Origin of the sequence: Streptomyces sp. NPDC048734, assembly GCF_043198675.1 — a bacterium.
Classification (GTDB): domain Bacteria; phylum Actinomycetota; class Actinomycetes; order Streptomycetales; family Streptomycetaceae; genus Streptomyces.
Map to the genome: position 1 here is coordinate 56,570 of NZ_JBICUZ010000011.1, position 23,877 is coordinate 80,446.

Genomic DNA, 23,877 nt, shown 5'->3' on the forward strand with positions numbered 1-23,877 from the left:
CGTCGTCTCATTCCCCGGATCGTCCGTCCCCGTGCACTGCCTGGAGGATGCCGGGCAGCGCTGCGAGCAGCGCGTCCGCCTCGTCGTCGCCGAGGTTCAGCGGTGGCATCAGCCGTACGACGTCGGGGGCGGGCGCGTTGACCAGGAAACCGGCCTCCTGAGCCGCCTGGCGCACCTGGGGCGCGAGCGGCTCGGTGAGCACGATACCCAGGAGGAGCCCCGCGCCCCGGACATAATCGATCAACGGGTGGCCGAGACCCTCGATTCCGCTGCGGAGCCGCTCGCTCTGCCGCTTGACGTTCTCCAGCAGCCCCTCGTTCTCGATGGTGTCGAGGACGGCGAGTCCGGCGGCGCAGGCGACGGGGTTGCCGCCGAACGTCGTGCCGTGCTGGCCGGGCCGGAGCAGGTCGGCGGCCCGGCCGAAGGCGACCGTGGCGCCGAGCGGCAGTCCGCCGCCGAGCTGCTTGGCGAGGGTGACCACGTCGGGCAGGACGCCTTCGTGGGCCTGGTACTCGAACCAGTGCCCGGTCCGGCCGATGCCGGTCTGCACCTCGTCGAGGACGAGGAGGGCCCCGGTGGCGGCGGTGATGGCGCGGGCGGCCTTGAGGTAGCCGGCGGGCGGGACGACGACGCCCAGCTCGCCCTGGATCGGCTCGAGGACGACGAGCGCGGTCTCCTCGGTGACGGCGGCGGCCAGCGCCTGCGCGTCGCCGAAGGGGACGTGGGTGACGTCGCCGGGCAGCGGCAGGAAGGGGTCGCGCTTGCCGGGCTGCCCGGTGAGCGCGAGGGCGCCCATCGTACGGCCGTGGAAGGCGCCCTCGGTGGCCACGACGTGGGTGCGCCCGGTCAGCCGGCCGATCTTGAAGGCGGCCTCGTTGGCCTCGGCACCGGAGTTGCAGAAGAAGACCCTGCCGTCGCGGCCGAAGTGCTGCAGGAGCCGTTCGGCGAGGGCCACGGTCGGTTCGGCCAGGAAGAAGTTGGAGATGTGGCCGAGGGAGCCGATCTGCCGGGTCACGGCCTCGACGACGGCCGGGTGGGCGTGGCCGAGGGCGTTGGTCGCGATGCCGCCGACGAAGTCGAGGTAGCTGTTGCCGTCGGCGTCCCAGAGCCGGGTGCCCTCGCCGCGCACCAGGGGCAGCAGCGGGGTGCCGTAGTTGTTCATGAGCGCGCCCTGCCAGCGCGCGGTCAGTTCCTCGTTGCCCGTGACGGCGTTGCTCATGACGGCTCCCCCTCTTCCTCGTCGGCCACGACCATCGTGCCGATGCCCTCGTCTGTGAAGATCTCCAGCAGGATCGAGTGCTGGACGCGTCCGTCGATGACGCGGGCGGTGGTGACGCCGCCCCGGACGGCGTGCAGGCAGCCCTCCATCTTCGGCACCATGCCGGAGGACAACTCCGGCAGGAGTTTCTCCAGTTGGGAGGCGGTGAGGCGGCTGATCACCTCGTCGGAGTTCGGCCAGTCCTCGTAGAGGCCCTCGACGTCCGTGAGGACCATGAGGGTTTCGGCGCCCAGAGCAGCAGCGAGTGCCGCAGCCGCCGTATCAGCATTGACGTTGTAGACATGGTGGTCGTCCTGGCTACGGGCGATCGAGGAGATGACCGGGATCCGGCCGTCGGCGAGCAGTGCCTCGATCGCGCCCGTGTCGATCGCGGTGATCTCGCCGACCCGCCCGATGTCGACCAGTTCCCCGTCGATCTCGGGCTGGTGCTTGACGGCGGTGATGGTGCGCGCGTCCTCGCCGGTGAGCCCGACGGCGAGCGGGCCGTGCTGGTTGAGCAGTCCGACCAGTTCGCGCTGGACCTGGCCGGCCAGCACCATCCGTACGACGTCCATGGCCTCCTCGGTGGTGACGCGCAGGCCGGCCTTGAACTCGCTGACGATGCCGTGCTTGTCGAGGGCGGCGCTGATCTGCGGGCCGCCGCCGTGCACGACGACGGGCTTGAGGCCGGCGCGGTGCAGGAAGACGACGTCCTGGGCGAAGGCGGCCTTGAGGTCCTCGTCGATCATGGCGTTGCCGCCGAACTTGATGACGACCGTCTTGCCGTTGTGGCGGGTCAGCCAGGGCAGCGCTTCGATGAGGATCTGGGCCTTGGGCAGGGCGGTGTGCTTGCGCGTGGGTCCGTTGCTCATGAGGAGTAGGCGCTGTTCTCGTGGACGTAGTCGGCGGTGAGGTCGTTGGTCCAGATGGTGGCGGTCTCGGTGCCGGCCGCGAGGTCGGCCGTGATGTGGACCTCGCGGTAGCGCATGTCGACCTTGTCGCGGTCCTCGCCGACGCCGCCGTTCTTGCACACCCAGACGCCGTTGATGGCGACGTTCAGCCGGTCGGGCTCGAAGGCGGCCTTGGTGGTGCCGATCGCGGAGAGCACGCGGCCCCAGTTGGGGTCCTCGCCGTGGATGGCGCACTTGAGGAGGTTGTTGCGGGCGATGGAGCGGCCCACCTCGACGGCGTCGTCCTCGCTCGCGGCGCCCACGACCTCGATCTTGATGTCCTTGCTGGCTCCCTCGGCGTCGCGGATGAGCTGCTGGCCCAGGTCGTCGCAGACGGTGCGGACGGCCTCGGCGAACTCGGCGTACTCCGGGGTGACTTCGGCGGAGCCGGAGGCGAGCAGCAGCACGGTGTCGTTGGTCGACATGCAGCCGTCGGAGTCGACGCGGTCGAAGGTGACCCGGGTGGCGGCGCGCAGCGCCCGGTCCAGGGTCCCGGCGTCCACGTCGGCGTCGGTGGTCAGGACGACGAGCATGGTGGCCAGGCCGGGGGCGAGCATGCCCGCGCCCTTGGCCATGCCGCCCACGGTCCAGCCGTCCTTCGCCACGACGGACGTCTTGTGGACGGTGTCGGTGGTCTTGATGGCGATGGCGGCCTTCTCGCCGCCGTGCTCGCTGAGCGCCTCGGCTGCCTTCTCGACCCCGGGGAGCAGCTTGTCCATCGGGAGGAGGACGCCGATCAGTCCGGTGGAGGCGACGGCGACCTCGCCGGCGCCCAGACCGAGGACCTCGGCGGTCTTCTCGGCGGTGGCGTGCGTGTCCTGGAAACCCTTGGGTCCCGTACAGGCGTTGGCGCCGCCGGAGTTGAGGATCACGGCGGACAGGGCGCCGCTCTTGAGGACCTGCTCGGACCACAGCACCGGCGCGGCCTTGACGCGGTTGGAGGTGAAGACGCCCGCGGCGGCGCGACGGGGCCCGGTGTTGACCACGAGGGCCAGGTCCGGGTTGCCGTTCTCCTTGATCCCGGCGGCGATGCCCGCCGCCGTGAATCCCTTGGCTGCCGTGACGCTCACGGTGCGACTCCGATCGTGGAAAGTCCCAGTGCCTCGGGGAACCCGAGGGCGATGTTCATGCTCTGGACGGCACCGCCCGCGGTGCCCTTGGTCAGGTTGTCGATGGCGCTGATCGCGATGATGCGGCCCGCCGCCTGGTCGAGGGCGACCTGCACCTGAACGGCGTTGGAACCCTGGACGGACGCCGTGGCGGGCCACCGGCCCTCGGGCAGCAGGTGCACGAAGGGCTCGTCGGCGAAGGCCTTCTCGTAGGCCGCGCGCAGGGACTCGGCGGTGACGCCCTCCTTGGCGGCGGCGCTGCACGTGGCGAGGATGCCGCGGGACATCGGCGCGAGGGTCGGCGTGAAGGAGACGGAGACCCGCTCCCCCGCCGCCGCGCTGAGGTTCTGGATCATCTCGGGCGTGTGCCGGTGCCCGCCGCCGACGCCGTACGGCGACATCGACCCCATGACCTCGCTGCCGAGCAGGTGCGGCTTGGCCGCCTTGCCCGCGCCGGAGGTGCCGGAGGCGGCGACGATCACGGCCTGGGCCTCGGCCAGGCCGGCGGCGTACGCCGGGAACAGGGCGAGGGAGACGGCCGTGGGGTAGCAACCGGGCACCGCGATGCGCTTGGACCCCTCCAGCGCGACGCGGCCGCCCGGCAGTTCGGGGAGGCCGTAGGGCCAGGTCCCGGCGTGCGGGGAGCCGTAGAACCGCTCCCAGTCGGCCGGGTCCGCGAGCCGGAAGTCGGCGCCCATGTCGAGGACGAGGACGTCGGGGCCGAGCTGTTCGGCGACGGCGGCGGACTGTCCGTGCGGGAGGGCGAGGAAGACGACATCGTGCCCGGCGAGGACCTCGGGGGTGGTCTCCTGGAGCACGCGGTCGGCGAGGGGCAGGAGGTGCGGCTGGAGGGCTCCCAGCTTCTGTCCCGCGTTGGAGTTGCCGGTGAGGGCGCCGATCTCGATCTCGGGGTGCGCGAGGAGCAGGCGCAGCGCCTCACCGCCCGCATACCCGCTCGCTCCGGCCACTGCCGCGCGTATCGCCATGTCCACCCTCCTCTTGGATGGCATGACTATACGTCGCTATGCACGTTTATACAATCCATTCGCGGTGGGGCGGCCCGGTGGCCCCTGAGGGGGGAGGCCGTACGCCGCCCTGCCCGGCCCGCCGGGTGACGGCCGCACCCGACCCGATCGGGCACGGGATGTCGGGTCCGGCGGGACGCGTGCCGCCTAGCGTGGTGATCGTCAAGAGGAAGGACACCGGACATGCTGGAGCGGCTCAACCAGGCCATGGAGCACATCGAGCGTCACCTCGGCGGGTCCGTCGACGTGGCGGAGCTGGCGCGCACCGCGGCCACCTCGGAGTACCACCTGCGCCGGATGTTCTCCGCGCTCGCGGGCATGCCGCTGTCGGAGTACGTCCGGCGCCGTCGGCTCACCGTCGCGGGCGCCGAGGTGCTCGCACGGCGTGATTCCCTGCTGGAGATCGCGGTCCGCTACGGCTACGGCTCGGGCGAGGCGTTCGCCCGGGCGTTCCGCGCCATGCACGGGGTCGGGCCGGGCGAGGCCCGGCGCGTCGGCGCCCCGCTCGTCTCCCAGCCCCGGCTGACCTTCCGTCTCACTGTCGAGGGGAGCAGCAGCATGCGGTATCGAGTGGTCGACAAGTCGGCCTTCACCGTCGTCGGCCTCAAGGCCCGGGTGCCACTGGTGCACTCGGGGCCGAACCAGGCGATCGTCGACTTCGTCCGCGGGATCGCACCGCGGACGCTGGAGGAACTGGAGGAGCTGTCGGACCAGGAGCCGCGGGGCGTCGTCGCGGTCTGCGACGACCTGGACCCCAGTCGCGCGGAAGGCACCGAACTCGACTACTACCAGGGGGTGATCACCTCGGCGGCGCCGGCGGCAGCCCCCGGGGACGCGGCCGTCCTGCCCGTACCGGCCGGGGCCTGGGCGGTCTTCACCGCCTCCGGGCCGGTTCCGCGGGCCGTCCAGGACCTGTGGCGGGACGTGTTCACGCAGTGGTTCCCGTCCAACCCGTACCGCGGCCGGCCGGGCCCGGAGATCCTGCGCACGCGCCTGTCGCCGGACGGGACGGAAGCCGACTCGGAGCTGTGGCTTCCGGTGGAGCGGGAAGAACGGGCCTGAAGGAGGCGCCGGGTTCGTCGGCGCCGGACGGCGAGACCGCAGCCGCGGCGGGTGGCGGCCGTACCGCGTGACGGGGTGCGGGTGGTGCCGGGCGTCATGGACACTCCGCGGTTCCCCGCACACGGACCGTACACGAACGTTCGAAATGTCTGACATTGATCAGCACTTCGAACGGCAAGATAGGGAGGAGGACGGAGCGCGTCAACGGGTCGCGCGGCGACGGATGGGACGGAGGTCGGCGCGCGATGGGCGAGTTCTGGCCGGTGCCGGACGCCATGGCGTTCCTCGCCGGACGCTGGCGGGTCGAGCGGTCGGTGCGGGACCTGGCGAGCGGCGAGGCGGGGCGATTCGAGGGCACGACGGTTTTCGGCCCGCTGGACGGCGGCGGCCTGCTGCACGAGGAGTCCGGCACGTTCGTCTGGCGGGGCGTCCCGCGGCCCGCCGAGCGGACCCTGCGTTTCCTGCCCGGGCGGGTGCCGGGCACGGCCGACGTGACGTTCGCCGACGGGCGGCCCTTCCACGACCTCGACCTGACGGGCGGGCGGCACGTGACCGACCACCCGTGCGCGGCGGACCTCTACCGGGGCGAGTTCACCGTCCGGGACGCCGACCGCTGGCGGACGGTCTGGCGGGTGCGCGGCCCCGCCAAGGACCTGGTCCTCACCACCGGCTACGTGCGCGAGGCCTGAACCGCGCTCCCCTCCAGGCGCAGGTTCCACCGTCCGCCGCCTCCGGTGACGGTGGTCGCCGACAGCGGGCGCACATCGAGGTTCCAGTACGTCGACGGCGGCGCCTTGAGCGCGTAGACCAGGGCGGCCCGGATCACACTCGGCTCGGCGACGGCCACGATCCGGCAGCCGTCCTCCACGGGCCGGGTGTCGAGCCAGCCGCCCACCCGGGAGATGAACCCCAGCAGCGACTCACCGCCGTGCACGGTGGCCCGCGGGTCGGCCAGCCAGGCGTCCACCGCCTGCGGCTCCCGGGCCATCGCCTCCCCCAGGGTGAATCCGCGCCAGCGCCCCATGTCGCAGTCCCGCAGGGCGAGCTGGACGAGCGGCGCGTAGCCGAGCGCGTCGCCGGTGGCACGGCTGCGCGGGGCGGGCGAGCAGTAGCGCAGCTCGGCCGCCGCCAGCGGCAGGAGATCGCCGGCCGCCCGCTGCACCTCGTCCCAGCCCGCCTGGTCCAGCGGGCTGCCGTCCTCGAAACGCTCGGCCGGCAGCGCGGAGTTGCGCGCCGCGGCGACGAACGTGACCCGGAGTGCCATGCGGTGATGGTGGGACGCGCGCGCGGGCGGGTCAAGGGCCGTCGTGCGAAAACTTCTCGAAAATCAGTGCCATCCAGTGGTCGGGCCGCTCCAGCGCCTCGAAGCCGATCTTCTCGTAGACGCCGTGCGCGTCGTGGGTGGCGAGCAGGACGCGGCTCAGGCCGTGCGGGCGCAGGTGGTCCCGGACGGCCGCGGCGAGCGAGGTCCCGATGCCCTTCCCCCGCACCGCGGGGTCCACGTACACGTCGCACAGCCAGGCGAAGGTCGCGAGGTCGGTCACCACGCGCGCGTAGGCGACCTGCTGTCCGGACACCGTCTCGTACACGCCGAAGTTCAGCGACCCGGCGACGGCCCGCTCCTGCTTCTCGCGCTCCCGGCCGAGTGCCCAGTAGGCGTCGGTCGACAGCCAGTGGTGCACCCGTGCGACGTCGATCCGGTCGGGGTCGGCGGAGATCTCGTAGCCCTCGGCGAGGGGCGGGGTGGAGGTCATGAGGGGACCTTCACAGACGAGGTGCCCGGTGTCGAACCGTTTCCGCGAGCACCTCGTCGCGGGCCGACCGCAGCCGCCGGACCCCCTCGGCGATCTCCTCGGCCCCGGCGGCGGCCGCGAAGCTCAGGCGGACGTGCGGGGCCGGGGGCTCGGCGCTGAAGTAGGGACGGCCGGGGGTCACGGCGACGCCCGCGCGCAGGGCCGCGGCCGTGAACGCCGGCTCCCGCGTACCGTCCGGGAGGCGCAGCCAGAGGTGGTAGCCCCCGGACGGGACGTGCGGGAGGAGGAGTTCGGGCAGGTGCAGGGCGAGGGCGGTGGTCAGGGTGTCGCGCCGGGTCCGCAGTTCGGCCGCGACCGCCCGCAGATGGCGCGGCCAGGCGGGCGAGCCGACGAGTTCGAGCGCCGCCTCCTGGAGGGGGCGGGGCACGAAGAAGGTGTCGACGACCTGGATGGCCCGCAGGCGTTCCAGGACCGGGCCGCGGGCGGCCAGGGCGCTGACCCGGAAGCTCGGCGAGGTCGCCTTGGTGAGCGAGCCGACGTACACGACGACGCCGTCGGGGTCGTCGGCGGCGAGCGGGCGGGGCAGCGGCCCGGCGTCCTCGTGCGCGAGCCGCCGTACGAAGTCGTCCTCCACGACGAAGGCGCCCGCCTCGCGGGCGATGCGCAGCACCTCACCGCGGCGGGCCGGGACCAGGACGGCGCCGGTCGGGTTCTGGAACAGCGGCTGGCAGACGAAGACCCGGGCGCCGGTCGCACGGAAGGCGTCGGCGAGCAGTTCGGGCTTGACGCCGTCGGGGTCGACGGGCACCGGAACCGGGCGAAGTCCCGCCGAGCGGGCGATCGCCAGCATGCCCGGATAGGTCGGCGACTCGACGAGCACCGGGGCGCCGGGCGGGGCCAGCGCCCGCAGGGCGGTGGTGAGCGCGGTCTGGCCGCCGGCGCTGACGAGCACCTCGGCGGCGGTGACCGCGCCGCCGATGGCGCGCGCGAACCACTCGCGCAGCTCCGGCAGGCCCTCCAGGGGCGGCCGGCCCCAGGCGCCGGGGCGTCGCGCGGCCCGTGCCAGCGCCGCCGACATGGCACGTTCCGGTTGCAGGGAGGGATGCAGGTAGCCGCCGCTGAACTCGACGACGCCGGGCGGCGGAGCCGCGAGGGAGACGGTCACGCCGGAGGCGTCCACCGAGCGGGGCACGAGGTCGGCGCCCTCCGCGCTCAGCGCGACCTCCTGCCAGGAGGTGTCGCCGGCCGGTGCGGACGCGGGGCGCGGCCCGGCCCGGAAGGCCCCGGCACCCGGCCGGGTGACCACCAGCCCCTCGGCGGCCAGCTGCGCGAGGGCCCGTGAGACCGTCACGGGGCTCACCCGGAACCGCTCGACGAGGGCACGGCTCGACGGCAGCTTTCCACCGGGAGAGTAGCGGTCCAGCTCCCCCCGGAGACGATCCGCCAGCTCACCGACACTGCTACGCTCATGCATGAAGACACAGAGTAGCGCTACTGCCCTTCCCGCGATAGCGGTGACCACCCCGCGGACGGGTGGCCTCGGTACCCTCCAGGCCGCTCTCGGCGTCGGCGCCTTCTCGCTCACCTTCCCCGCCACCGCCTGGGGCCTGGAGGGCTTCGGCCCCTGGACGCTGGTCGCCGTGCGCAGCGTGCTGGCCGCGCTCGTCGCGGGCGGCTGCCTCCTCGCCCTGCGGGTGCCGCTGCCCGCCCGCCGGCACCGGGCGGGGCTCGCCGTCGTGGCCGCCGGGGTCGTCGTGGGCTTCCCGCTGCTCAGCACCCTCGCCCTGCAGACGTCGTCCACCGCGCACGCGGCCGTCGTGGTCGGTCTGCTGCCCCTGACGACCGCGCTGCTGTCCGCCCTGCGCGTCGGCTCCCGGCCCTCGCGGACCTTCTGGACGGCGGCGCTGGTGGGCGCCGGCGCGGTGATCGCCTTCACCGTGCAGCAGAGCGGCGGCGCCCTCACCAGCGCCGACCTGTACCTGTTCGGGGCGCTGCTGGTGTGCGCGGCCGGCTACACCGAGGGCGGCCGGCTGGCGCGGGTGATGCCGGGCTGGCAGGTCATCGGCTGGGCGCTGGTGTTCTGCCTGCCGCTCGCCGTGCCCGCCGCCGCCCTCGCCCTCGCCCTCGAGCCGGTCCGGCTGACCGCGCACGGCGTGGCCGGGCTGCTGTGGGTGGCGGTGGGCTCGCAGTTCCTCGGCCTCGTCGTCTGGTACCGGGGCATGGCCGCCATCGGCATCCCCAAGGCCAGCCAGTTGCAGTTGGCCCAGCCCCTGCTCACACTGGTGTGGTCGGTGCTGTTGCTGGGCGAGCACCTCACGCCCGCCGCTCCGCTGACGGCCGCGGCCGTCCTGGTCTGCATCGCCGTCACCCAGCGGGCGCGCGGTTAGGTCTCGAACGAGAGGCCCCGAGGGCGCCACGCGCCGGTTCGGCCGGTGCGCGCGCCGCAGATGGGAAAAGGCTCCAGGACGACTCCGAGACACGGACCACTGCTCCCGCACACGGTGAGGAGGCCTCACAGATGCGTGCGACCACGGGCGACCAGCTTGTCCAGCACGGCAGGGTGGTCGGCCAACACGACAAGGTCGGCGAGATCGTCGAAGTGATGGGTCAGGAGGGCAGTCCCCCCTACCGCGTCCGCTTCGCGGACGGGCACGAGGGCGTGTGCTCGCCGGGACCGGACACCGAGATCCGTCACAAGGACCAGGAACGACGGTAATCGGCAGGACGAGGAACGACGGCGGGCCGGCCGGGCGAAGGACGACGGCGGTCAGCGCGGGGGCGTCGCCGGCTGCGCGTAGTGGTCGGCGACGACCCGCGCCATCGCGCCGACGCGGTCCGTGCGCAGGTCCTTGGCCGCGAAGAAGACGTGGCCGCGGACCTCGGGCCGGCCGGCCGCGAGGGTGAGGTGCCGGGACAGTTCGGCCGGGTCCTGCCAGGCCGCGGGCTGCGCCGGATCGCCGGCCTTGTACAACGCCTCCCCCAGGTAGAGCCTGGTGCGGCTGCCCCGCGCGACCTCCGCCCACCAGGGCACGAGCGCGGCGTAGTCGGCGGCGGAGAACCCGATGTTCCAGTACAGCTGCGGCACGACGTAGTCGATCCAGCCCTCCCGCACCCACCTGCGGGTGTCGGCGTGGACGGCGTCGTACGACTGGAGCGCCGCGGTGTCCGAGCCGCGCGGGTCGGTGGAGGCGTTGCGCCACACCCCGAAGGGGCTGATCCCGAACTGTGCGGTGGGCCGGACCGCCTTGATCCGGGCGGCCATCTCGCGCACCAGCCGGTCGATGTTGTCGCGTCGCCAGGCTGCCCGGTCGGTGAAGGCGCCGCCGTGGGCGTCGTAGGCCGCGTCGTCGTCGAAGGTCTGGCCGGGTACCGGATAGGGATAGAAGTAGTCGTCGAAGTGGACGGCGTCGACCGGGTACCGGCGCACCGCGTCGAGCATCGCGTCCTGTACGAACGCCCGCACCTCGGGCAGACCGGGGTTGTAGTGGAGCCTCCCGCCGTACGGCACCACCCAGTCGGGGTGCCGTCGCGCGGGGTGGGAGGCGACGAGCCTGGTCGGGTCGTCGTGGACGGCGATCCGGTAGGGGTTGAACCAGGCGTGCAACTGGAGTCCGCGGGCGTGCGCCTCCGTCACGGCGGTGCCCAGCGGGTCCCAGCCGGGCGCCTTGCCCTGGGTGCCGGTGAGCACCTGCGACCACGGCTCGTACGACGAGGGCCACAGGGCGTCCGCGGTGGGCCGGACCTGGAGGATCACCGTGTTGAGGCGGTCGCGGACCGCCAGGTCGAGCCAGCCGAGCAGCTCGGAACGCTGCTGGGCCGCGGTCAGCCCGGTGCGTGAGGGCCAGCCCCGGTTGGCGACGGTGGCCAGCCACACGCCCCGCATCTGCGCCACCGCCCGGCCGTGCCCGCCGGCCCGCCCGGAGGGGGCCCCGGCCGGGCGGGCCGCCGCGCCCGTCGTCGTGAACGCCGACAGTGCGGCCAGCGCGAACGCCCGCCGAGTCAGTCGCCCCATCGCGCACATCCCCACATACGCCGCGGATCCGCTCGGTCACGGATCGTCTCCGCGCCCAGCATGCCCCCACCCCGGCGATCGATCATCGATACTTGCTAGTAACGTGCACGATCGGAGCAGGCCCGCCGGGACCCGGAAGACCTGCGCAGTGACCGGAGTCAGCCAGTGAAAGGGACCGATGTGACCGACATCGAACGCGTCGGAGTGGTGGGCTGCGGCCAGATGGGGGCAGGCATCGCCGAGGTCTGCGCGCGGGCCGGACTCGACGTGAAGGTCGCCGAGACCACCGGCGAGGCCCTGGAGTTCGGCCGTACCCGGCTCTTCAACTCCCTGGCCAAGGCCGCCGAACGCGGCAAGATCAGCGAGGAGGAGCGGGACGCCACGCAGGCGCGCCTCAGCTTCACCACCGACCTCGGCGAGTTCGCCGACCGCGACCTGGTCATCGAGGCCGTCGTGGAGAACGAGCAGGTCAAGACCGAGATCTTCCAGGTCCTGGACCAGGTCGTGACCCGCCCGGACGCCATCCTGGCCTCCAACACCTCCTCCATCCCGCTGGTGAAACTGGCGGTCGCCACCTCACGGCCCGACCAGGTCGTCGGCATCCACTTCTTCAACCCGGCCCCGGTGCAGCAGCTCGTCGAGCTGATCCCGGCGCTGACCACCTCCGAGGGCACCCTCAGCCGCGCGCAGCTGTTCGCCGAGAAGACGGTCGGCAAGCACGCCATCCGGGCCCAGGACCGCTCGGGCTTCGTGGTCAACGCGCTGCTGATCCCCTACCTGCTCTCCGCGATCCGGATGTTCGAGACGGGCATCGCCAGCCGCGAGGACATCGACAACGGCATGGAGCTGGGCTGCGCCCACCCGATGGGCCCGCTGAAGCTGTCCGACCTGATCGGCCTCGACACGGTGGCCTCGGTCGCGCAGTCGATGTACGACGAGTACAAGGAGCCCCTGTACGCCGCTCCCCCGCTGCTCCAGCGCATGGTCGACGCCGGCCGCCTGGGCCGCAAGACCGGCTCGGGCTTCTACACCTACGGCTGACCCCTCGCAGCGTCACGCGGGCCCGGCACCTCACCCGGTGCCGGGCCCGTTCACACCGGGGGACCGTCAGCGCCCGGTGTCGTGCCCGAGCCTGAGGTGGTGCAGGAGCAGTAAGGCGGCCGCCATGTTGGCGGCCGGGACCTCCCCCCGGGCGACCATGTCGGGCACGAGTTTGAGGGGGACCCACTCCCGGCGCTCGGACTCGAAGTCGTCCACGGGGTGCCCGACGTACTCGCCCCCGTCCGACCAGTAGACGTGGTGGCGGGCGTCGGTGAGGCCGTTGGCCGGTTCCACGCTCATCAGGTGGCGCAGGGGGCCCGGCCGCCAGCCGGTCTCCTCCTCCAGTTCCCTGGCGGCCGCGCGGGCGACGTCCTCGCCGTCCTCGACGACGCCGGCGGCGAGTTCCCATCCCCAGCTGTCGGTGATGAAGCGGTGCCGCCACAGCAGGAGCACCTCGTTGGCCTCGTTCACCACGGTCGCCACCGCGACGGGCCGCAGCCGTATGAGGAAGTGGTCGAGGTGCCGGCCGTCCGGCAGGCCGACATCCGCGAGGTTGACCCGGAACCAGCGGTTTTCATACACAGTTCGTTCGTTCTGTTTCGTCCACTGCACGGTTCTGCCACCTTCCGTCGAGTAAGGGGCAATATCGCAGCAGGAACGGTGGCACGCCGGTCGCTACAGCGGTACGCGCAGTGCGCCGTCGATGAGTTCGGCCGCCTCCGCCGTGCCCGCACAGCCACTGCGCACCAGGTGTTCGCGTACCGTCCGGAGCCTGTCGCGCAGCCGCTGGGACTCCATGCCCCGCGCCTGCTCCGCCATCAGCACGGCGGTGACCACCGCCTTCTCTGCGTTTCCCTGGCGCAGTTCGACGGTGCTGAGCATGGCGAGCCGGTGCACCCGGCCCCGGTCGTGGGCGGGCGTGCCCGCGGCGGCCGCGGCGTGCTCCGCGGCGGCGGTGACGTCGCCGAGGCTCAACAGGGCCTCCGCCACCTGGACGTTGACCAGTCCCGGCTGGACATAGCCGGTCTCGTCCGGTTCGATGCCGCGCCGGATGCGGTCGGCGGCGGCCTCGGCCCGCCGGATGCAGGACAGGGCGCTCGTGCCGTCGCCGAGGTGGGCGTACGCCTTCGCCTGCATCGCGTGCAGGTCGGAGGCGAGGGCGGGGGTGACGTCCCTGCCGACCGTGCGCAGCGCGGCCTCCGCGAAGGCGACGGCCTGCCGGAACTCCCGCATGAACAACGACTGGTTGACCAGCAGTGCGATGACGTACGCCCCGAGTCCCCGGTCCCCGCTGGCCTTCGCGAGCCGCAGTGCCTGGTGGAAGTAGCGCTGGGCGAGCCCGTGCGCGTCGGAGTCGTAGGCGCAGATGCCGGCGATCGCCACCAGAGCGCCGGTCGCACGGTGCAGTTGGCGGCCGGTGGCGTCGGTGTAGCCGCCGCGCAGCAGCGGGGCCGCCTCGGCGTTGAGGAAACCGACGATGCGGCTGCGGGTCGCCACGCCGCCGGCCTTGCGGTACATCTGCTCGTAGTGGGCGCGGGCCGCGCGCAGCGTCTCGATGTCGGCGGCGGTGACCCGGTGCCGGCCGCCGCGGGAGACGTCGACGTCCTCGGGCGGGTTCTCCCACTCCCACACCGGCATCACGGCGGGCGTGCCGGTGACCGCGGGGGCGCCCAGGACGTGCGGGCGCTGCTGCTCGTCGGAGCGCCACAGGGCGGTGGCCCGCTCCACGAACCCGGACAGCGAGGTGCCGTGCGGTGTCGCGTGTCCGCCGGGCACGCCGAGGCCGATGTCGTCGAGGGTGACGGGCCGTCGCAGCCGGCGGGCGAGCACCTCGCAGATCAGGTCGGGGACCTGTCCGCGCGGGCGCTGACCCTTGAGCCACCGGGCGACGGCCGTGTGTTCGTAGCGCAGCGCGAGCCCGCGGGCGCGGCCGGCCTGGTTGACGTGCGCGGCGAGGCCCGCGTGCGAGATGCCCGCCTCGTCCAGGATCGCGTCGAGCAGGGTGTTGGGCTGCATGAGGTGCCCCCCGGGTGGTTCGGTGCCGACGGCGCCACTCACGGTAGCGGGTGTGCCTTCACACGGGGTGTGAACCGAGTGCGCACATCCGTACCGTGCACGCGCTGTCGCTCAGCGTCGCTGCTCGGTTGACTGAAATGCCTCGAAAGAGGCCGGCCGGGCCGCCGGCTCCCCCTCATCAAGCGGCGGCCCGGCAGTTCGCTCCGCGGGTCGGGCCGCCGACCACGGTGGGCCGTCGTCACAGGGAAACCGCCGGCCACGGTGGGCCGTCGTCACGGAGAAGCCGCCGACCACGGGTGCCGGGCGGCTGGGCGGGCGGTTGGACCAGTCCGGTGCCGACGACGAAGAAGACGGCGCTGGTGACGATCCTGGCGTCGAGCCCGTCCTGCTGGGCCGGCGGACAGGTCAGCTTGTAGGTGACCGCCATCGCGCCCCAGGCCGCGGGCAACCCCGCCGAGAGGGCCCGGCGCGACGGCCGCCTGGTGCCGAACATGCCGGATGGCCCCCCATCCAGGCCAGTACAGCGCAGACGGACCGGCCCCGAGAGGCCGGTCCGATTCTGTCGGTGTCAGGGACCGGAAGGCCCGGTCACAGGGAGAACTCACCCGAACGGATGAGATGCGGGTGTGGGGACCGTGCCCCCACACCCGCCTGTCCGCACGGCACGCTAGCCTCGCAGCACCGCGCCCGTCCGCTCGCCCGCGAGGGCGACCGCCGCGTCCCGGGCGGCCGAGGCCTCGTCGACCGTCAGCGTCCGGTCCGCCGCGCGGAAGCGCAGGGCGTACGCGAGCGACTTCCGTCCGTCGCCCAGCTGCTCGGCGTTCTCGTAGACGTCGAACAGCCGGATCGCCTCGAGGAGTTCACCGGCGCCCTCACGCAGCGCGGCCTCGACGTCGGCGTGCGGCACGTGGACGTCGACGACGAGCGCGACGTCCTGCGTGGCGACGGGGAACGTGGAGATGCCCGGCGCCCGGGGCGTGTCGTCGCCGACCCGCTCCAGGACGTCCAGGTCCAGCTCCATCGCCGAGGTGCGCGCGGGCAGGCCGAGGGCCTTCAGCACGCGCGGGTGCAGCTCACCGGCGTGGCCGACGACCCGCTCGGCGCCGTCGGCGACGACGACCAGCTCGGCGCACCGGCCCGGGTGCCACGGCCCGTACTGACCCTTACGGACGATCAGTTCGGCGCCCGCCTCACGGGCGACCGTCCGCGCCGCCTCGACGGCGTCGGCCCAGTCGGCCGGGCGGCCCCTGCCCCACCAGCCGGCCTGCTCGCGGGCTCCCGCGAGGACGACGGCGACGTGGCGCGGCTGCTCGGGCAGCACGGCGTCGATCGCCGCGATCTCCTCCTCGGTCGGCCGGCGGTCGACCGGCAGATGACCGGCGACGCGCTGTTCGTCGCGCGGGAGGAAGACCAGTCCGGTCTCGAAGAGGGCCAGGTCGTGCGAACCGCGGCCGTCGTTGCGCCGCAGCGCGGCGAGCAGGCCCGGCAGCAGCGAGGTGCGGAGCGCGGGCTCCTCGTCGTTGAGCGGGTTGGTCAGCCGGACGACGCGGCGGGCCGGGTCGTCGGCGTCCAGGCCGAGCTGGTCGAAGACCTGCTCGGCGACGAACGGGTAGTTCGGCGCCTCGACGTAGCCGGCACCGGCCAGCGCCCGGCCGACACGGCGGTGCAACCGCTGACGGTGGGTGAGGCCGCGGCCCGACGGGGGCTTGGGCAGCGTGGAGGGCAGGTTCTCGTAGCCCTCCAGCCGGATGACCTCCTCGGCGAGGTCGTTGGCCTCGCCGAGGTCGGGCCGCCAGGACGGCACGGTGACGATCAGCTCGTCCTGGCCGTACACGTCGCAGCCGATCTCCTGGAGCCGGCGTACGACGGTCTCGCGGCCGTAGACGACACCCGCGACCCTGTCCGGGTGGTCGGCGGGCACGGTGACGGTGTGCGGCGCGGACGGGGCGATGACCTCGGTGACACCGGCCTCGGCGGTACCGCCGGCGAGCAGCACCAGCAGGTCGACCGTGCGCTGCGCGGCCGCCGACGACGCCTGCGGGTCGACACCGCGCTCGAAGCGCTTGGACGCCTCGGAGGACAGCTTGTGGCGGCGGGCCGTGCGGGCGACGGAGACCGCGTCGAAGTGGGCGGCCTCGATGACGACGTCGGTCGTCCCCTCGGACTCGGCGTGGTCGGCGATCTCCGTGTTGGCGCCGCCCATGACACCGGCGAGGCCGATGGGGCCGCGCTCGTCGGTGATGACCAGGTCCTCGGCGTGCAGCGTGCGCTCGACGCCGTCGAGGGTGACGAGCTTCTCGCCCTCGGCCGCGCGGCGGACGCCGACGGTGCCCTGGACCAGGGTGCGGTCGTAGGCGTGCAGGGGCTGGCCCAGCTCCATCATCACGTAGTTCGTGACGTCGACGGCGAGCGAGATCGGGCGCATGCCGACCTTCTGGAGCCGGCGCTGGAGCCAGATCGGGGAGCGTGCCTCGGGGCTCAGACCGGTGACGGTGCGGGCGGTGAAGCGGTCGCAGCCGGCCGGGTCAAAGACCTGGACGGGGTAGCCGAAGGCGTTCGGTCCGGGTACGTCGAGCAGGGCCGGGTCGCGCAGCGGCAGGCCGTAGGCGATGGCGGTCTCGCGGGCGACGCCGCGGAGGGACAGGCAGTCGCCGCGGTTGGCGGTGACGGCGATGTCCAGGACCTCGTCGACCAGCTCCAGGAGCTCGATGGCGTCCTTGCCGACCTCGGTCTCCGGCGGCAGCACGATGATGCCCTTGGTGCCGTCGTCGCCCATGCCCAGCTCGTCGCTGGAGCAGATCATGCCGTGGGAGGTCCTGCCGTACGTCTTGCGCGCGGCGATGGCGAAGCCGCCGGGCAGGACCGCGCCCGGGAGGACCACGACGACCTTGTCGCCGACGGCGAAGTTGCGGGCGCCGCAGACGATCTCCTGCGGCTCACCGGTGCCGTTGGCCTGGCCGACGTCGACCGTGCAGAAGCGGATCGGCTTCTTGAAGCCCTCCAGCTCCTCGATGGTCAGCACCTGGCCGACGACGAGGGGGCCCTTGAGGTCGTGGCCGAGCTGCTCGACGGTCTCGACCTCGAGGCCCGCCGAGATGAGCTTGGCCTGGACGTCACGGCCGGTCTCGGTGGCCGGCAGGTCGACGTACTCCCGCAGCCAGGAAAGCGGGACCCGCATCAGATCTCCATCCCGAACGGCCGGGTGAACCGGACGTCACCCTCGACCATGTCTCGCATGTCTTCGACGTTGTGGCGGAACATCAGCATCCGCTCGATGCCGAACCCGAAGGCGAAGCCGCTGTACTTCTCCGGGTCGACGCCGCAGGCGGTCAGCACCTTGGGGTTGACCATGCCGCAGCCGCCCAGTTCGATCCAGCCCTCGCTGGAGCAGGTGCGGCAGGGCCGGTCGGGGTTGCCGACGGACTCGCCGCGGCAGACGTAGCACACCATGTCCATCTCGGCGGACGGCTCGGTGAAGGGGAAGAAGTTCGGGCGCAGCCGGGTCTTCATGCCCTCGCCGAACAGCGCCTGGACCATGTGGTCCAGGGTGCCCTTGAGGTCCGCCATGGTCAGGCCCTCGTCCACGGCGAGCAGCTCGACCTGGTGGAAGACGGGCGTGTGCGTGGCGTCCAGCTCGTCGGTGCGGTACACGCGGCCGGGGCAGATCACGTACACCGGCAGCTCACGGCTCAGCAGCGAGCGGATCTGCACGGGCGAGGTGTGGGTGCGCAGCACGACACCGGACTCGGTGCCGCCTTGCGGTCCCTGCACGAAGAACGTGTCCGCCTCGCCGCGAGCCGGGTGGTCCGGGCCGATGTTCAGGGCGTCGAAGTTGAACCACTCGGCCTCGACCTGCGGGCCCTCGGCGACCTCGTAGCCCATGGCCACGAAGACGTCCTCGATGCGCTCGGAGAGCGTGGTGAGCGGGTGGCGGGCGCCGGCCGGGACCCGGTCGTGGGGCAGCGTGACGTCCACCGCCTCCTCGACCAGGACGCGCGCGTCGCGCTCGGCCTCGAGCTCGGTCTGCCGGGCGGCGAGGCCCTTGTTCACCGCGCCGCGGGCCTGGCCGACGAGCTTGCCGGCGGCGGCCTTCGCGTGCGGGGGCAGTGCGCCGATCTCGCGGTTGGCGAGGGCCAGCGGGGAGGCGCCGCCGGTGTGGGCGACCTTGGCCTCCTGGAGTGCGTCGAGGGAGTCCGCGGCGGCGAAGGCGGCGAGCGCCTCGTCCCGCATGCGCTCGATCTCTTCCGGTTTCAGGGCCTCGACCTCTACTGGGTCGTACGACTTGTTCGGTGCCGACATCTCTTCCCGTGCTTCCGATTGTCCCCCAGCTACCGCTGGGAGGTGCCCCCAGGCTGAATGTCCCCATCACCGACTCACTCAAAGGGCCGTCCATGGGACACGAAGGTGCCAAGGGCCGAGTCTAACGGGGTGAGGACGTACGGATGCGCCCGCGGTGGCTAGGCCAGATAGGCCGGGGCCGCCACGGGCAACGTAAATCGGAACTCGGCGCCGCCGCCGTGGGCGCGGCCGACCGTGATGACGCCGCCGTGGGCCTCGACGATGCCCTTGACGATGTACAGCCCGAGGCCCGTGCCGCCACGCTTGCTGCCCCGCCAGAAGCGGGTGAAGACGCGGTTCATGGACTCCTCCGGGATGCCGGTGCCCTCGTCGCTCACGATGACCGACGTGCCGGTGTCCTCCCCCTCGCGGGGGGACGGGGCGGGCGTGACGTCAATGGTGACGGTTCCCTCGCCGTGCCGCACCGCATTTTCGATGAGGTTGCTGAGCACCTGGTCGACCTTGTCGGGGTCGGCCCACAGGGCGGGCAGCGGCTGTTCGATGCGCAGCAGGAACCGGTCGGCGGGCTGCCCGGCGGCGACGTAGGCCTGGATGTGGCGGCCGACGGCGGCGCCCATGTCGACGGGCTGGCGGCGCACCTCCAGCCTCCCCGAGTCGATCCGGGAGATGTCGAGGAGCTCGGCGATGAGCCGGGTGACGCGGTCGGCGTCGGCGTCGACCGTCTCCAGCATCAGTCGCTTCTGGTCGTCGGTGAACCGCGTCCACTTGGCGAGGAGCGTGGCGGTGAACCCCTTCACGGAGGTGAGGGGGGAGCGCAGCTCGTGGGCGACGGTGGCGATCAGCTCGGCGTGGCTGCGCTCGGTGCGGCGGCGGGCCTCGGTGTCGCGCAGGGAGACGACGACGCGGCGGACGGGGCCGGTGGGTTCGCCGCGGACGTACCGGGCGGAGGCGAGGACCTCACGCCCGCCGGGCAGCAGCAGGTTGCGCTCGGGCTGACCCACCCGGATGGCGAGTCCGTTGTACGGGTCGGTCAGCTGCCACCAGCGCCGGCCTTCGAGGTCCTCCAGCGGCAGGGCCTTGTCGAGCCGCTGCCCGAGGGCCTCGGCGGCGGGAACGGCGGTGATGCGCTCGGCGGCGGCGTTGAAGCAGACGACGTACCCGTGCTCGTCGGCGACGACCAGCCCGTCGGGCAGGTCGTCGGGGTCGATGCCGAGTCCGGCGGGGTCACCGGCCGGTCGGGCCGCGGGCGGGCGCTCCGGTCCACCGGCTCCCGGTGCGCTGCTCGTGCCGACGCTCATCCCCGTACCTCACCTCCCGTCCTCCCGGAAGAGGCCCCCGAGCTGGTCACCCTACTAGCTGTCGGTGACGGAGCGGCACCCTCCGGAGGCGCGCTGTGCACGGGCCGACGCGTAGAGACATACGGCTGCGGCGGTGGCGAGGTTCAGGCTCTCGGCCTTCCCGTGGATCGGGACGCGGACGACGGCGTCGGCGAGGGCCCGGGTCTCCTCGGGCAGTCCCCAGGCCTCGTTGCCGAAGACCCAGGCGGTGGGCCCGCCCATGGTGCCCTTGTCCAGTTCGTCGTCGAGGTCGTCGAGGCCGGCGCCGTCGGCGGCGAGGATGCGCGCCCCGGCGTCCCTCAGCCCGGCGACGGCCCGCTCGACGGGGACGCCGACGGCGACCGGCAGGTGGAACAGCGATCCGACCGAGGCCCGTACGGCCTTGGGGTTGTACAGGTCGACGGAGGCGTCGGTGAGGACGACGGCGTCGGCGCCGGCCGCGTCGGCGCAGCGCAGGACGGTGCCGGCGTTGCCGGGGTCGCGGACGTGCGCGAGGACGGCGACGAGCCGGGGGCGGGCGGCGAGGACGTCGTCGAAGGGGGTGTCGACGAAGCGGCACACGCCCACGAGGCCCTGCGGGGTGACGGTGGTGGAGATGTCCTCGATGACCCGCTCGTCGGCTAGGTGGACGCGGGCGCCGGCGTCCCGGGCCTCGCCGACGATGTCGGCGTGGCGCTCCGCGGCCTCGGGGGTGGCGAACAGTTCCACGAGGGTGTCCGGGTGCGCGGCCGCCTCCCGTACGGCCTGCGGGCCCTCCGCGAGGAACAGCCGTTCCTTCCCCCGGAAGTTCCGCCGCGCGAGGCGCCTGGCGGCAAGGACGCGGGCGGAGCGGGGGGAGATGAGGTCGGGGGTGGCGGGCATCTTCACCTTCGGTGGGTCGGCGGGGATCGGGGCGGGGGCCCGGTTTCCTCGCCCCCTCGCGGGGGCGAAGACGCACTCGGACCCGCAGGCGGGTGGCCTGCGGGTCCGAGTCATGTCACTTCCGGCTCAGCCGGCGTGGCGTCACGCAGCCTTCGGCGCGTTCACGTCCGACGGCAGCGCCTTCTGGGCGACCTCGACGAGCGCGGCGAACGCGGTCGGGTCGTTGACGGCCAGCTCGGCCAGGATCTTGCGGTCGACCTCGACGCTCGCGGCGTTCAGACCCTGGATGAAGCGGTTGTACGTGATGCCGTTGGCGCGGGCGGCGGCGTTGATGCGCTGGATCCACAGCCGACGGAAGTCGCCCTTGCGCTTCTTGCGGTCGTTGTAGTTGTAGACCAGCGAGTGGGTGACCTGCTCCTTGGCCTTGCGGTACAGGCGCGAACGCTGACCGCGGTAGCCGGAGGCCGCCTCGAGGATCGCCCGGCGCTTCTTGTGGGCGTTGACTGCCCGCTTGACGCGTGCCACTTTTTAACTCCTTGTAGCGGGGCCGCGGTTGGACTCACACGGCCCGGAAACGATTGGGTCCCGGTTCAGACGTACGTACGGCGGCAGGGCGCCCGTACGTCACTTGCCGAGAAGCTTCTTGATCTTCTTGGCGTCGCCCGGGGCCATCTCGGCGTTGCCGGTGAGGCGACGCGTCAGGCGCGACGACTTGTGCTCGAGCAGGTGGCGCTTGCCGGCGCGCTCACGGAGCACCTTGCCGGAGCCGGTGACCTTGAAGCGCTTGCTGGCACCGCTGTGCGACTTGTTCTTCGGCATAGCGCCGTTCTCTCCTCGTCGGTGGCGCTCCGGTGCCCGGTCGTGAAACCGGGCACGGGTGGAGCGTCGCTTGTATCGGTTACGTCCTGGGACTGACGTCCCGGGGGTCACGCCTCGGCGGAAGCCTCGGCGGACTCGGACGGCACGGAGTCCCCGGAATCCTCGGCGTTCACGGCGTCGGAGTCCGCGGCGTTCTGCGAGCGGCCCGGGTTGGCCTTCGCTTCGGCCTTGCGGGCCTCCTGGGCCTGACGTGCCTCGGCCATCGCCTCGGTCTTCTTCTTGTGCGGACCGAGAACCATGATCATGTTGCGGCCGTCCTGCTTCGGGTTCGACTCGATGAACCCGAGGTCCTGGACGTCCTCCGCCAGGCGCTGCAGCAGTCGGTAGCCCAGCTCGGGCCGGGACTGCTCGCGACCACGGAACATGATCGTGATCTTGACCTTGTCGCCCTGCTTGAGGAACCGGACGACGTGACCCTTCTTGGTGTCATAGTCGTGCGGGTCGATCTTCGGCCGGAGCTTCATCTCCTTGATGACCGTGTGCGCCTGGTTCTTGCGCGCCTCACGGGCCTTCATGGCCGACTCGTACTTGAACTTCCCGTAGTCCATGAGCTTGCAGACCGGCGGGCGGGCGGTAGCCGCGACCTCGACCAGGTCCAGGTCGTACTCCTGCGCAAGCTCCAGTGCCTTGGCCAGGGGGACGATGCCCACCTGCTCGCCACTGGGACCGACAAGTCGCACCTCGGGAACGCGAATCCGGTCGTTGATGCGGGGCTCGGCGCTGATGGATCCTCCTCGGTAGCACCACACGGCAGTCTGGCGAACGGCCGCGTAACGTCTGTGTTCGTTTGGTTGACAACCACGCCGAAGCACAAAAAATGCCCCGGACGATCACACGCGGGGCTCCAAAGCACTACCGGAGCACCGCCGCGAGGAACGCGGGGCGCACTACCGGGCGACTCCATCGTCCGTACGGAACGATGGTGGCCGCCTGACCGGGGTGACCCGCCGCCCCGGAGGGTGGTCGGGTGGGAGTTCGGAGCCTCCACTTGTGGGTCGGGTCCGCCTGCTGGGGGGCACGCGTGTCCGACCGGTCGTTACACGAGATTAGCAGCTCGTTCACGCGTGCGCGAATCGGGTGTCTCCCGCCTCCCGCTGTCAAGGGGGCGTGCGGCGGGCCCTGTCGTGCGGGCCCTATCGTGTGGGGCATGAGTGAGACCTCCCCCTCGGACAGCCCCGAGCCCTCCGGCACCGCCGGTTTCGACGAGATGACCCGTGACATCGCCGAGGTCCCGGCGGTCGAGGTGATCGTGACGGTCGCCGTCAACCTGATGAGCGCGTCCGCCGTGAAGCTCGGTCTGACCGAAGAGGGTGACAAGTACAAGGACCTGGACGAGGCCCGCAAGCTGATCACCGCCCTCGCCGGCCTGCTGGACGCGAGCACGACCGAGATCAGCTCCTTCCACGCGGCACCGCTGCGCGACGGCCTGAAGTCGCTCCAGCTGGCCTTCCGCGAGGCCTCGCTCGTCCCGGACGAGCCGGGCCAGGGCCCGGGCGAGAAGTACACCGGGCCGGTCTACGGCTGAGGCCCGTCAGTCGCGCAGGTAGAGGGGCTCGCCCGGAGGGGTGGTTCCGGCCGGCAGGAGTGCCAGGTCGAGGCCGCGCACCAGGCGGGCCCTCAGTGTCTCGTCGGCGGCGATGCGCTCCGCCACGGCCTGCGCGGCCTCGGCGGGAGCGGCGTCCGGGGCCAGGACGAGGGCTAGGGTGCCGTCGGAGGGGCCGGGCACCAGGTGGGCGCGCAGGACGGTCGGTTCGGCGGCCACCGCGGCCCGTACCGCCTCGAGGACCGCCGGGTCGGCCAGCGGATCCGTCGTGGTGCGGCCCTCGGCGAGCGCCAGCAGCGCGGGCCCCGTCAGTTCGAAGGCGACCGGCCCGGCCATGTCGAGGACGACCGTGTCGGCCTTCTCGTGCGCGGCCGCCCGGAGCGCCTGGTGCAGGGGTACGGCCACGGGGCGGGCCTGCGGGTCCCAGCGGGCGAGGGACGCGGTGGAGGTGAAGGCCGGCAGCGCCGTGCGGTCGCCCGCCTTCAGCGTCGGTACGGCCATGTCGCTGGTCTTCTCGCGGCGCAGCCCGTTCTCGTCCTCCTCCACCTCCCCGAGGACGGCGACGACGGGGACGAGCAGCCGGGTGCCCTTGAGCGCCTCCAGCACGGGGCGCACGGCGGTGCGGTCCTCGGCCCAGGCGGCGAGCGCCGCGCTCAGCACGGGATCGGCGGAGCCGTCGTCGTCGGAGAAGCCGGGGTCGGGAATGTTCTTGTTCGCCACGGTCACCGACC

The 23,877-nt window shown here is 72.6% G+C and carries 24 protein-coding genes and 1 pseudogene; 6 read left to right on the forward strand and 19 right to left on the reverse strand.

The window, feature by feature from the left end; translation table 11 throughout:
- Nucleotides 1–7: 7 nt before the first annotated feature.
- The 4 genes from ACGFQC_RS26345 to argC are packed head-to-tail and all read right to left on the reverse strand — an operon-like array spanning nucleotide 8 to nucleotide 4,303.
- Nucleotides 8–1,219 (reverse strand): acetylornithine transaminase, encoded by a 1,212-nt coding sequence (locus ACGFQC_RS26345; protein WP_363089161.1) that lies wholly within the window; start codon nucleotides 1,217–1,219, stop codon nucleotides 8–10.
- Nucleotides 1,216–2,130, reverse strand: coding sequence for an acetylglutamate kinase (gene argB / locus ACGFQC_RS26350; protein ID WP_363089162.1), 915 nt, complete (start codon nucleotides 2,128–2,130; stop codon nucleotides 1,216–1,218). Before argB ends, ACGFQC_RS26345 begins: the two co-directional genes overlap by 4 nt.
- The gene (gene argJ, locus ACGFQC_RS26355) at nucleotides 2,127–3,278 is read right to left on the reverse strand and encodes a bifunctional glutamate N-acetyltransferase/amino-acid acetyltransferase ArgJ (protein ID WP_363089163.1); all 1,152 of its coding nucleotides are present in this window, start codon (nucleotides 3,276–3,278) and stop codon (nucleotides 2,127–2,129) included. Before argJ ends, argB begins: the two co-directional genes overlap by 4 nt.
- Nucleotides 3,275–4,303: an N-acetyl-gamma-glutamyl-phosphate reductase gene (argC, locus tag ACGFQC_RS26360; protein ID WP_363089164.1), complete on the reverse strand. Its 1,029-nt coding sequence runs from the start codon at nucleotides 4,301–4,303 to the stop codon at nucleotides 3,275–3,277. The genes argJ and argC overlap by 4 nt, the downstream gene beginning before the upstream one ends.
- Before the next feature lie 222 nt (nucleotides 4,304–4,525).
- On the opposite strand from argC, the gene ACGFQC_RS26365 reads away from it, so the two are divergent.
- Complete coding sequence (locus tag ACGFQC_RS26365) at nucleotides 4,526–5,404, forward strand: AraC family transcriptional regulator (protein ID WP_363089165.1); 879 nt, start codon at nucleotides 4,526–4,528, stop codon at nucleotides 5,402–5,404.
- Nucleotides 5,405–5,649: 245 nt separating this feature from the next.
- Nucleotides 5,650–6,093, forward strand: coding sequence for a DUF6314 family protein (locus tag ACGFQC_RS26370; RefSeq protein WP_363089166.1), 444 nt, complete (start codon nucleotides 5,650–5,652; stop codon nucleotides 6,091–6,093).
- Here ACGFQC_RS26370 and ACGFQC_RS26375 read toward each other — a convergent pair.
- The 3 genes from ACGFQC_RS26375 to ACGFQC_RS26385 are packed head-to-tail and all read right to left on the reverse strand — an operon-like array spanning nucleotide 6,075 to nucleotide 8,632.
- Nucleotides 6,075–6,668, reverse strand: coding sequence for a histidine phosphatase family protein (locus ACGFQC_RS26375; protein ID WP_363089167.1), 594 nt, complete (start codon nucleotides 6,666–6,668; stop codon nucleotides 6,075–6,077). The genes ACGFQC_RS26370 and ACGFQC_RS26375 overlap by 19 nt on opposite strands.
- Before the next feature lie 31 nt (nucleotides 6,669–6,699).
- Entirely contained in the window at nucleotides 6,700–7,158 is a 459-nt protein-coding gene (locus ACGFQC_RS26380; protein ID WP_363089168.1) for a GNAT family N-acetyltransferase, read from the reverse strand.
- Between the two features lie 10 nt (nucleotides 7,159–7,168).
- The gene (locus ACGFQC_RS26385; protein WP_363089169.1) at nucleotides 7,169–8,632 is read right to left on the reverse strand and encodes a PLP-dependent aminotransferase family protein; all 1,464 of its coding nucleotides are present in this window, start codon (nucleotides 8,630–8,632) and stop codon (nucleotides 7,169–7,171) included.
- On the opposite strand from ACGFQC_RS26385, the gene ACGFQC_RS26390 reads away from it, so the two are divergent.
- Both ACGFQC_RS26390 and ACGFQC_RS26395 read left to right on the forward strand, forming a co-directional pair.
- Nucleotides 8,631–9,545: a DMT family transporter gene (locus ACGFQC_RS26390; protein ID WP_363089170.1), complete on the forward strand. Its 915-nt coding sequence runs from the start codon at nucleotides 8,631–8,633 to the stop codon at nucleotides 9,543–9,545. The two genes, ACGFQC_RS26385 and ACGFQC_RS26390, sit on opposite strands and share 2 nt — an antisense overlap.
- 131 nt (nucleotides 9,546–9,676) lie before the next feature.
- Nucleotides 9,677–9,874, forward strand: a complete 198-nt coding sequence (locus ACGFQC_RS26395) for a DUF1918 domain-containing protein (RefSeq protein ID WP_363089171.1) — start codon at nucleotides 9,677–9,679, stop codon at nucleotides 9,872–9,874.
- A gap of 51 nt (nucleotides 9,875–9,925) precedes the next feature.
- Here the strand turns inward: ACGFQC_RS26395 and ACGFQC_RS26400 are convergent, their stop codons facing one another.
- Nucleotides 9,926–11,170 carry a family 10 glycosylhydrolase gene (locus tag ACGFQC_RS26400; RefSeq protein WP_363089172.1) on the reverse strand — a complete coding sequence of 415 codons (1,245 nt, stop codon included), beginning with the start codon at nucleotides 11,168–11,170 and terminating at the stop codon, nucleotides 9,926–9,928.
- A 180-nt stretch (nucleotides 11,171–11,350) separates the two neighbouring features.
- Between ACGFQC_RS26400 and ACGFQC_RS26405 the strand changes: the two genes are divergently transcribed.
- Entirely contained in the window at nucleotides 11,351–12,211 is an 861-nt protein-coding gene (locus ACGFQC_RS26405) for a 3-hydroxybutyryl-CoA dehydrogenase (protein WP_363089173.1), read from the forward strand.
- A 66-nt stretch (nucleotides 12,212–12,277) separates the two neighbouring features.
- Here the strand turns inward: ACGFQC_RS26405 and ACGFQC_RS26410 are convergent, their stop codons facing one another.
- The 10 genes and pseudogenes from ACGFQC_RS26410 to infC form a co-directional block, all read right to left on the reverse strand.
- Nucleotides 12,278–12,823 carry an NUDIX hydrolase gene (locus tag ACGFQC_RS26410; RefSeq protein ID WP_363089174.1) on the reverse strand — a complete coding sequence of 182 codons (546 nt, stop codon included), beginning with the start codon at nucleotides 12,821–12,823 and terminating at the stop codon, nucleotides 12,278–12,280.
- Nucleotides 12,824–12,886: 63 nt separating this feature from the next.
- Nucleotides 12,887–14,227 carry a transcriptional regulator gene (locus tag ACGFQC_RS26415; protein WP_363089175.1) on the reverse strand — a complete coding sequence of 447 codons (1,341 nt, stop codon included), beginning with the start codon at nucleotides 14,225–14,227 and terminating at the stop codon, nucleotides 12,887–12,889.
- A gap of 322 nt (nucleotides 14,228–14,549) precedes the next feature.
- Nucleotides 14,550–14,720: pseudogene (locus ACGFQC_RS26420) on the reverse strand (serine/threonine-protein phosphatase); the annotation flags it as partial.
- A gap of 174 nt (nucleotides 14,721–14,894) precedes the next feature.
- On the reverse strand, nucleotides 14,895–17,405 hold the full coding sequence (pheT, locus tag ACGFQC_RS26425; protein WP_363089176.1) for a phenylalanine--tRNA ligase subunit beta: 2,511 nt from the start codon (nucleotides 17,403–17,405) through the stop codon (nucleotides 14,895–14,897).
- Complete coding sequence (gene pheS, locus ACGFQC_RS26430) at nucleotides 17,405–18,526, reverse strand: phenylalanine--tRNA ligase subunit alpha (RefSeq protein ID WP_363089177.1); 1,122 nt, start codon at nucleotides 18,524–18,526, stop codon at nucleotides 17,405–17,407. Before pheS ends, pheT begins: the two co-directional genes overlap by 1 nt.
- Before the next feature lie 158 nt (nucleotides 18,527–18,684).
- Nucleotides 18,685–19,824 (reverse strand): ATP-binding protein, encoded by a 1,140-nt coding sequence (locus tag ACGFQC_RS26435; RefSeq protein WP_363089178.1) that lies wholly within the window; start codon nucleotides 19,822–19,824, stop codon nucleotides 18,685–18,687.
- Between the two features lie 54 nt (nucleotides 19,825–19,878).
- Nucleotides 19,879–20,724, reverse strand: coding sequence for an RNA methyltransferase (locus ACGFQC_RS26440; RefSeq protein WP_363089179.1), 846 nt, complete (start codon nucleotides 20,722–20,724; stop codon nucleotides 19,879–19,881).
- A gap of 141 nt (nucleotides 20,725–20,865) precedes the next feature.
- Complete coding sequence (rplT, locus tag ACGFQC_RS26445) at nucleotides 20,866–21,249, reverse strand: 50S ribosomal protein L20 (protein WP_319264140.1); 384 nt, start codon at nucleotides 21,247–21,249, stop codon at nucleotides 20,866–20,868.
- A 99-nt stretch (nucleotides 21,250–21,348) separates the two neighbouring features.
- The gene (gene rpmI / locus ACGFQC_RS26450) at nucleotides 21,349–21,543 is read right to left on the reverse strand and encodes a 50S ribosomal protein L35 (RefSeq protein ID WP_007829094.1); all 195 of its coding nucleotides are present in this window, start codon (nucleotides 21,541–21,543) and stop codon (nucleotides 21,349–21,351) included.
- 107 nt (nucleotides 21,544–21,650) lie between these two features.
- Nucleotides 21,651–22,352 (reverse strand): translation initiation factor IF-3, encoded by a 702-nt coding sequence (infC, locus tag ACGFQC_RS26455; protein WP_363089180.1) that lies wholly within the window; start codon nucleotides 22,350–22,352, stop codon nucleotides 21,651–21,653.
- 398 nt (nucleotides 22,353–22,750) lie between these two features.
- Here infC and ACGFQC_RS26460 point away from each other — a divergent pair, with 398 nt between their 5' ends.
- Entirely contained in the window at nucleotides 22,751–23,128 is a 378-nt protein-coding gene (locus ACGFQC_RS26460) for a DUF1844 domain-containing protein (RefSeq protein WP_363089181.1), read from the forward strand.
- Nucleotides 23,129–23,134: 6 nt separating this feature from the next.
- Here ACGFQC_RS26460 and ACGFQC_RS26465 read toward each other — a convergent pair whose 3' ends face one another.
- Nucleotides 23,135–23,866: an SseB family protein gene (locus ACGFQC_RS26465; protein WP_363089182.1), complete on the reverse strand. Its 732-nt coding sequence runs from the start codon at nucleotides 23,864–23,866 to the stop codon at nucleotides 23,135–23,137.
- Nucleotides 23,867–23,877 lie beyond the last annotated feature (11 nt).

Coding starts and splice junctions, on each gene's coding strand:
- ACGFQC_RS26345 (WP_363089161.1), bottom strand. CDS start 1,219: ATGAGCAACGCCGTCACGGGCAACGAGGAACTGACCGCGCGCTGGCAG.
- argB (WP_363089162.1), bottom strand. CDS start 2,130: ATGAGCAACGGACCCACGCGCAAGCACACCGCCCTGCCCAAGGCCCAG.
- argC (WP_363089164.1), bottom strand. CDS start 4,303: ATGGCGATACGCGCGGCAGTGGCCGGAGCGAGCGGGTATGCGGGCGGT.
- ACGFQC_RS26365 (WP_363089165.1), top strand. CDS start 4,526: ATGCTGGAGCGGCTCAACCAGGCCATGGAGCACATCGAGCGTCACCTC.
- ACGFQC_RS26370 (WP_363089166.1), top strand. CDS start 5,650: ATGGGCGAGTTCTGGCCGGTGCCGGACGCCATGGCGTTCCTCGCCGGA.
- ACGFQC_RS26375 (WP_363089167.1), bottom strand. CDS start 6,668: ATGGCACTCCGGGTCACGTTCGTCGCCGCGGCGCGCAACTCCGCGCTG.
- ACGFQC_RS26380 (WP_363089168.1), bottom strand. CDS start 7,158: ATGACCTCCACCCCGCCCCTCGCCGAGGGCTACGAGATCTCCGCCGAC.
- ACGFQC_RS26390 (WP_363089170.1), top strand. CDS start 8,631: ATGAAGACACAGAGTAGCGCTACTGCCCTTCCCGCGATAGCGGTGACC.
- ACGFQC_RS26385 (WP_363089169.1), bottom strand. CDS start 8,632: ATGCATGAGCGTAGCAGTGTCGGTGAGCTGGCGGATCGTCTCCGGGGG.
- ACGFQC_RS26395 (WP_363089171.1), top strand. CDS start 9,677: ATGCGTGCGACCACGGGCGACCAGCTTGTCCAGCACGGCAGGGTGGTC.
- ACGFQC_RS26400 (WP_363089172.1), bottom strand. CDS start 11,170: ATGGGGCGACTGACTCGGCGGGCGTTCGCGCTGGCCGCACTGTCGGCG.
- ACGFQC_RS26415 (WP_363089175.1), bottom strand. CDS start 14,227: ATGCAGCCCAACACCCTGCTCGACGCGATCCTGGACGAGGCGGGCATC.
- pheT (WP_363089176.1), bottom strand. CDS start 17,405: ATGCGGGTCCCGCTTTCCTGGCTGCGGGAGTACGTCGACCTGCCGGCC.
- pheS (WP_363089177.1), bottom strand. CDS start 18,526: ATGTCGGCACCGAACAAGTCGTACGACCCAGTAGAGGTCGAGGCCCTG.
- ACGFQC_RS26435 (WP_363089178.1), bottom strand. CDS start 19,824: ATGAGCGTCGGCACGAGCAGCGCACCGGGAGCCGGTGGACCGGAGCGC.
- ACGFQC_RS26440 (WP_363089179.1), bottom strand. CDS start 20,724: ATGCCCGCCACCCCCGACCTCATCTCCCCCCGCTCCGCCCGCGTCCTT.
- rpmI (WP_007829094.1), bottom strand. CDS start 21,543: ATGCCGAAGAACAAGTCGCACAGCGGTGCCAGCAAGCGCTTCAAGGTC.
- ACGFQC_RS26460 (WP_363089181.1), top strand. CDS start 22,751: ATGAGTGAGACCTCCCCCTCGGACAGCCCCGAGCCCTCCGGCACCGCC.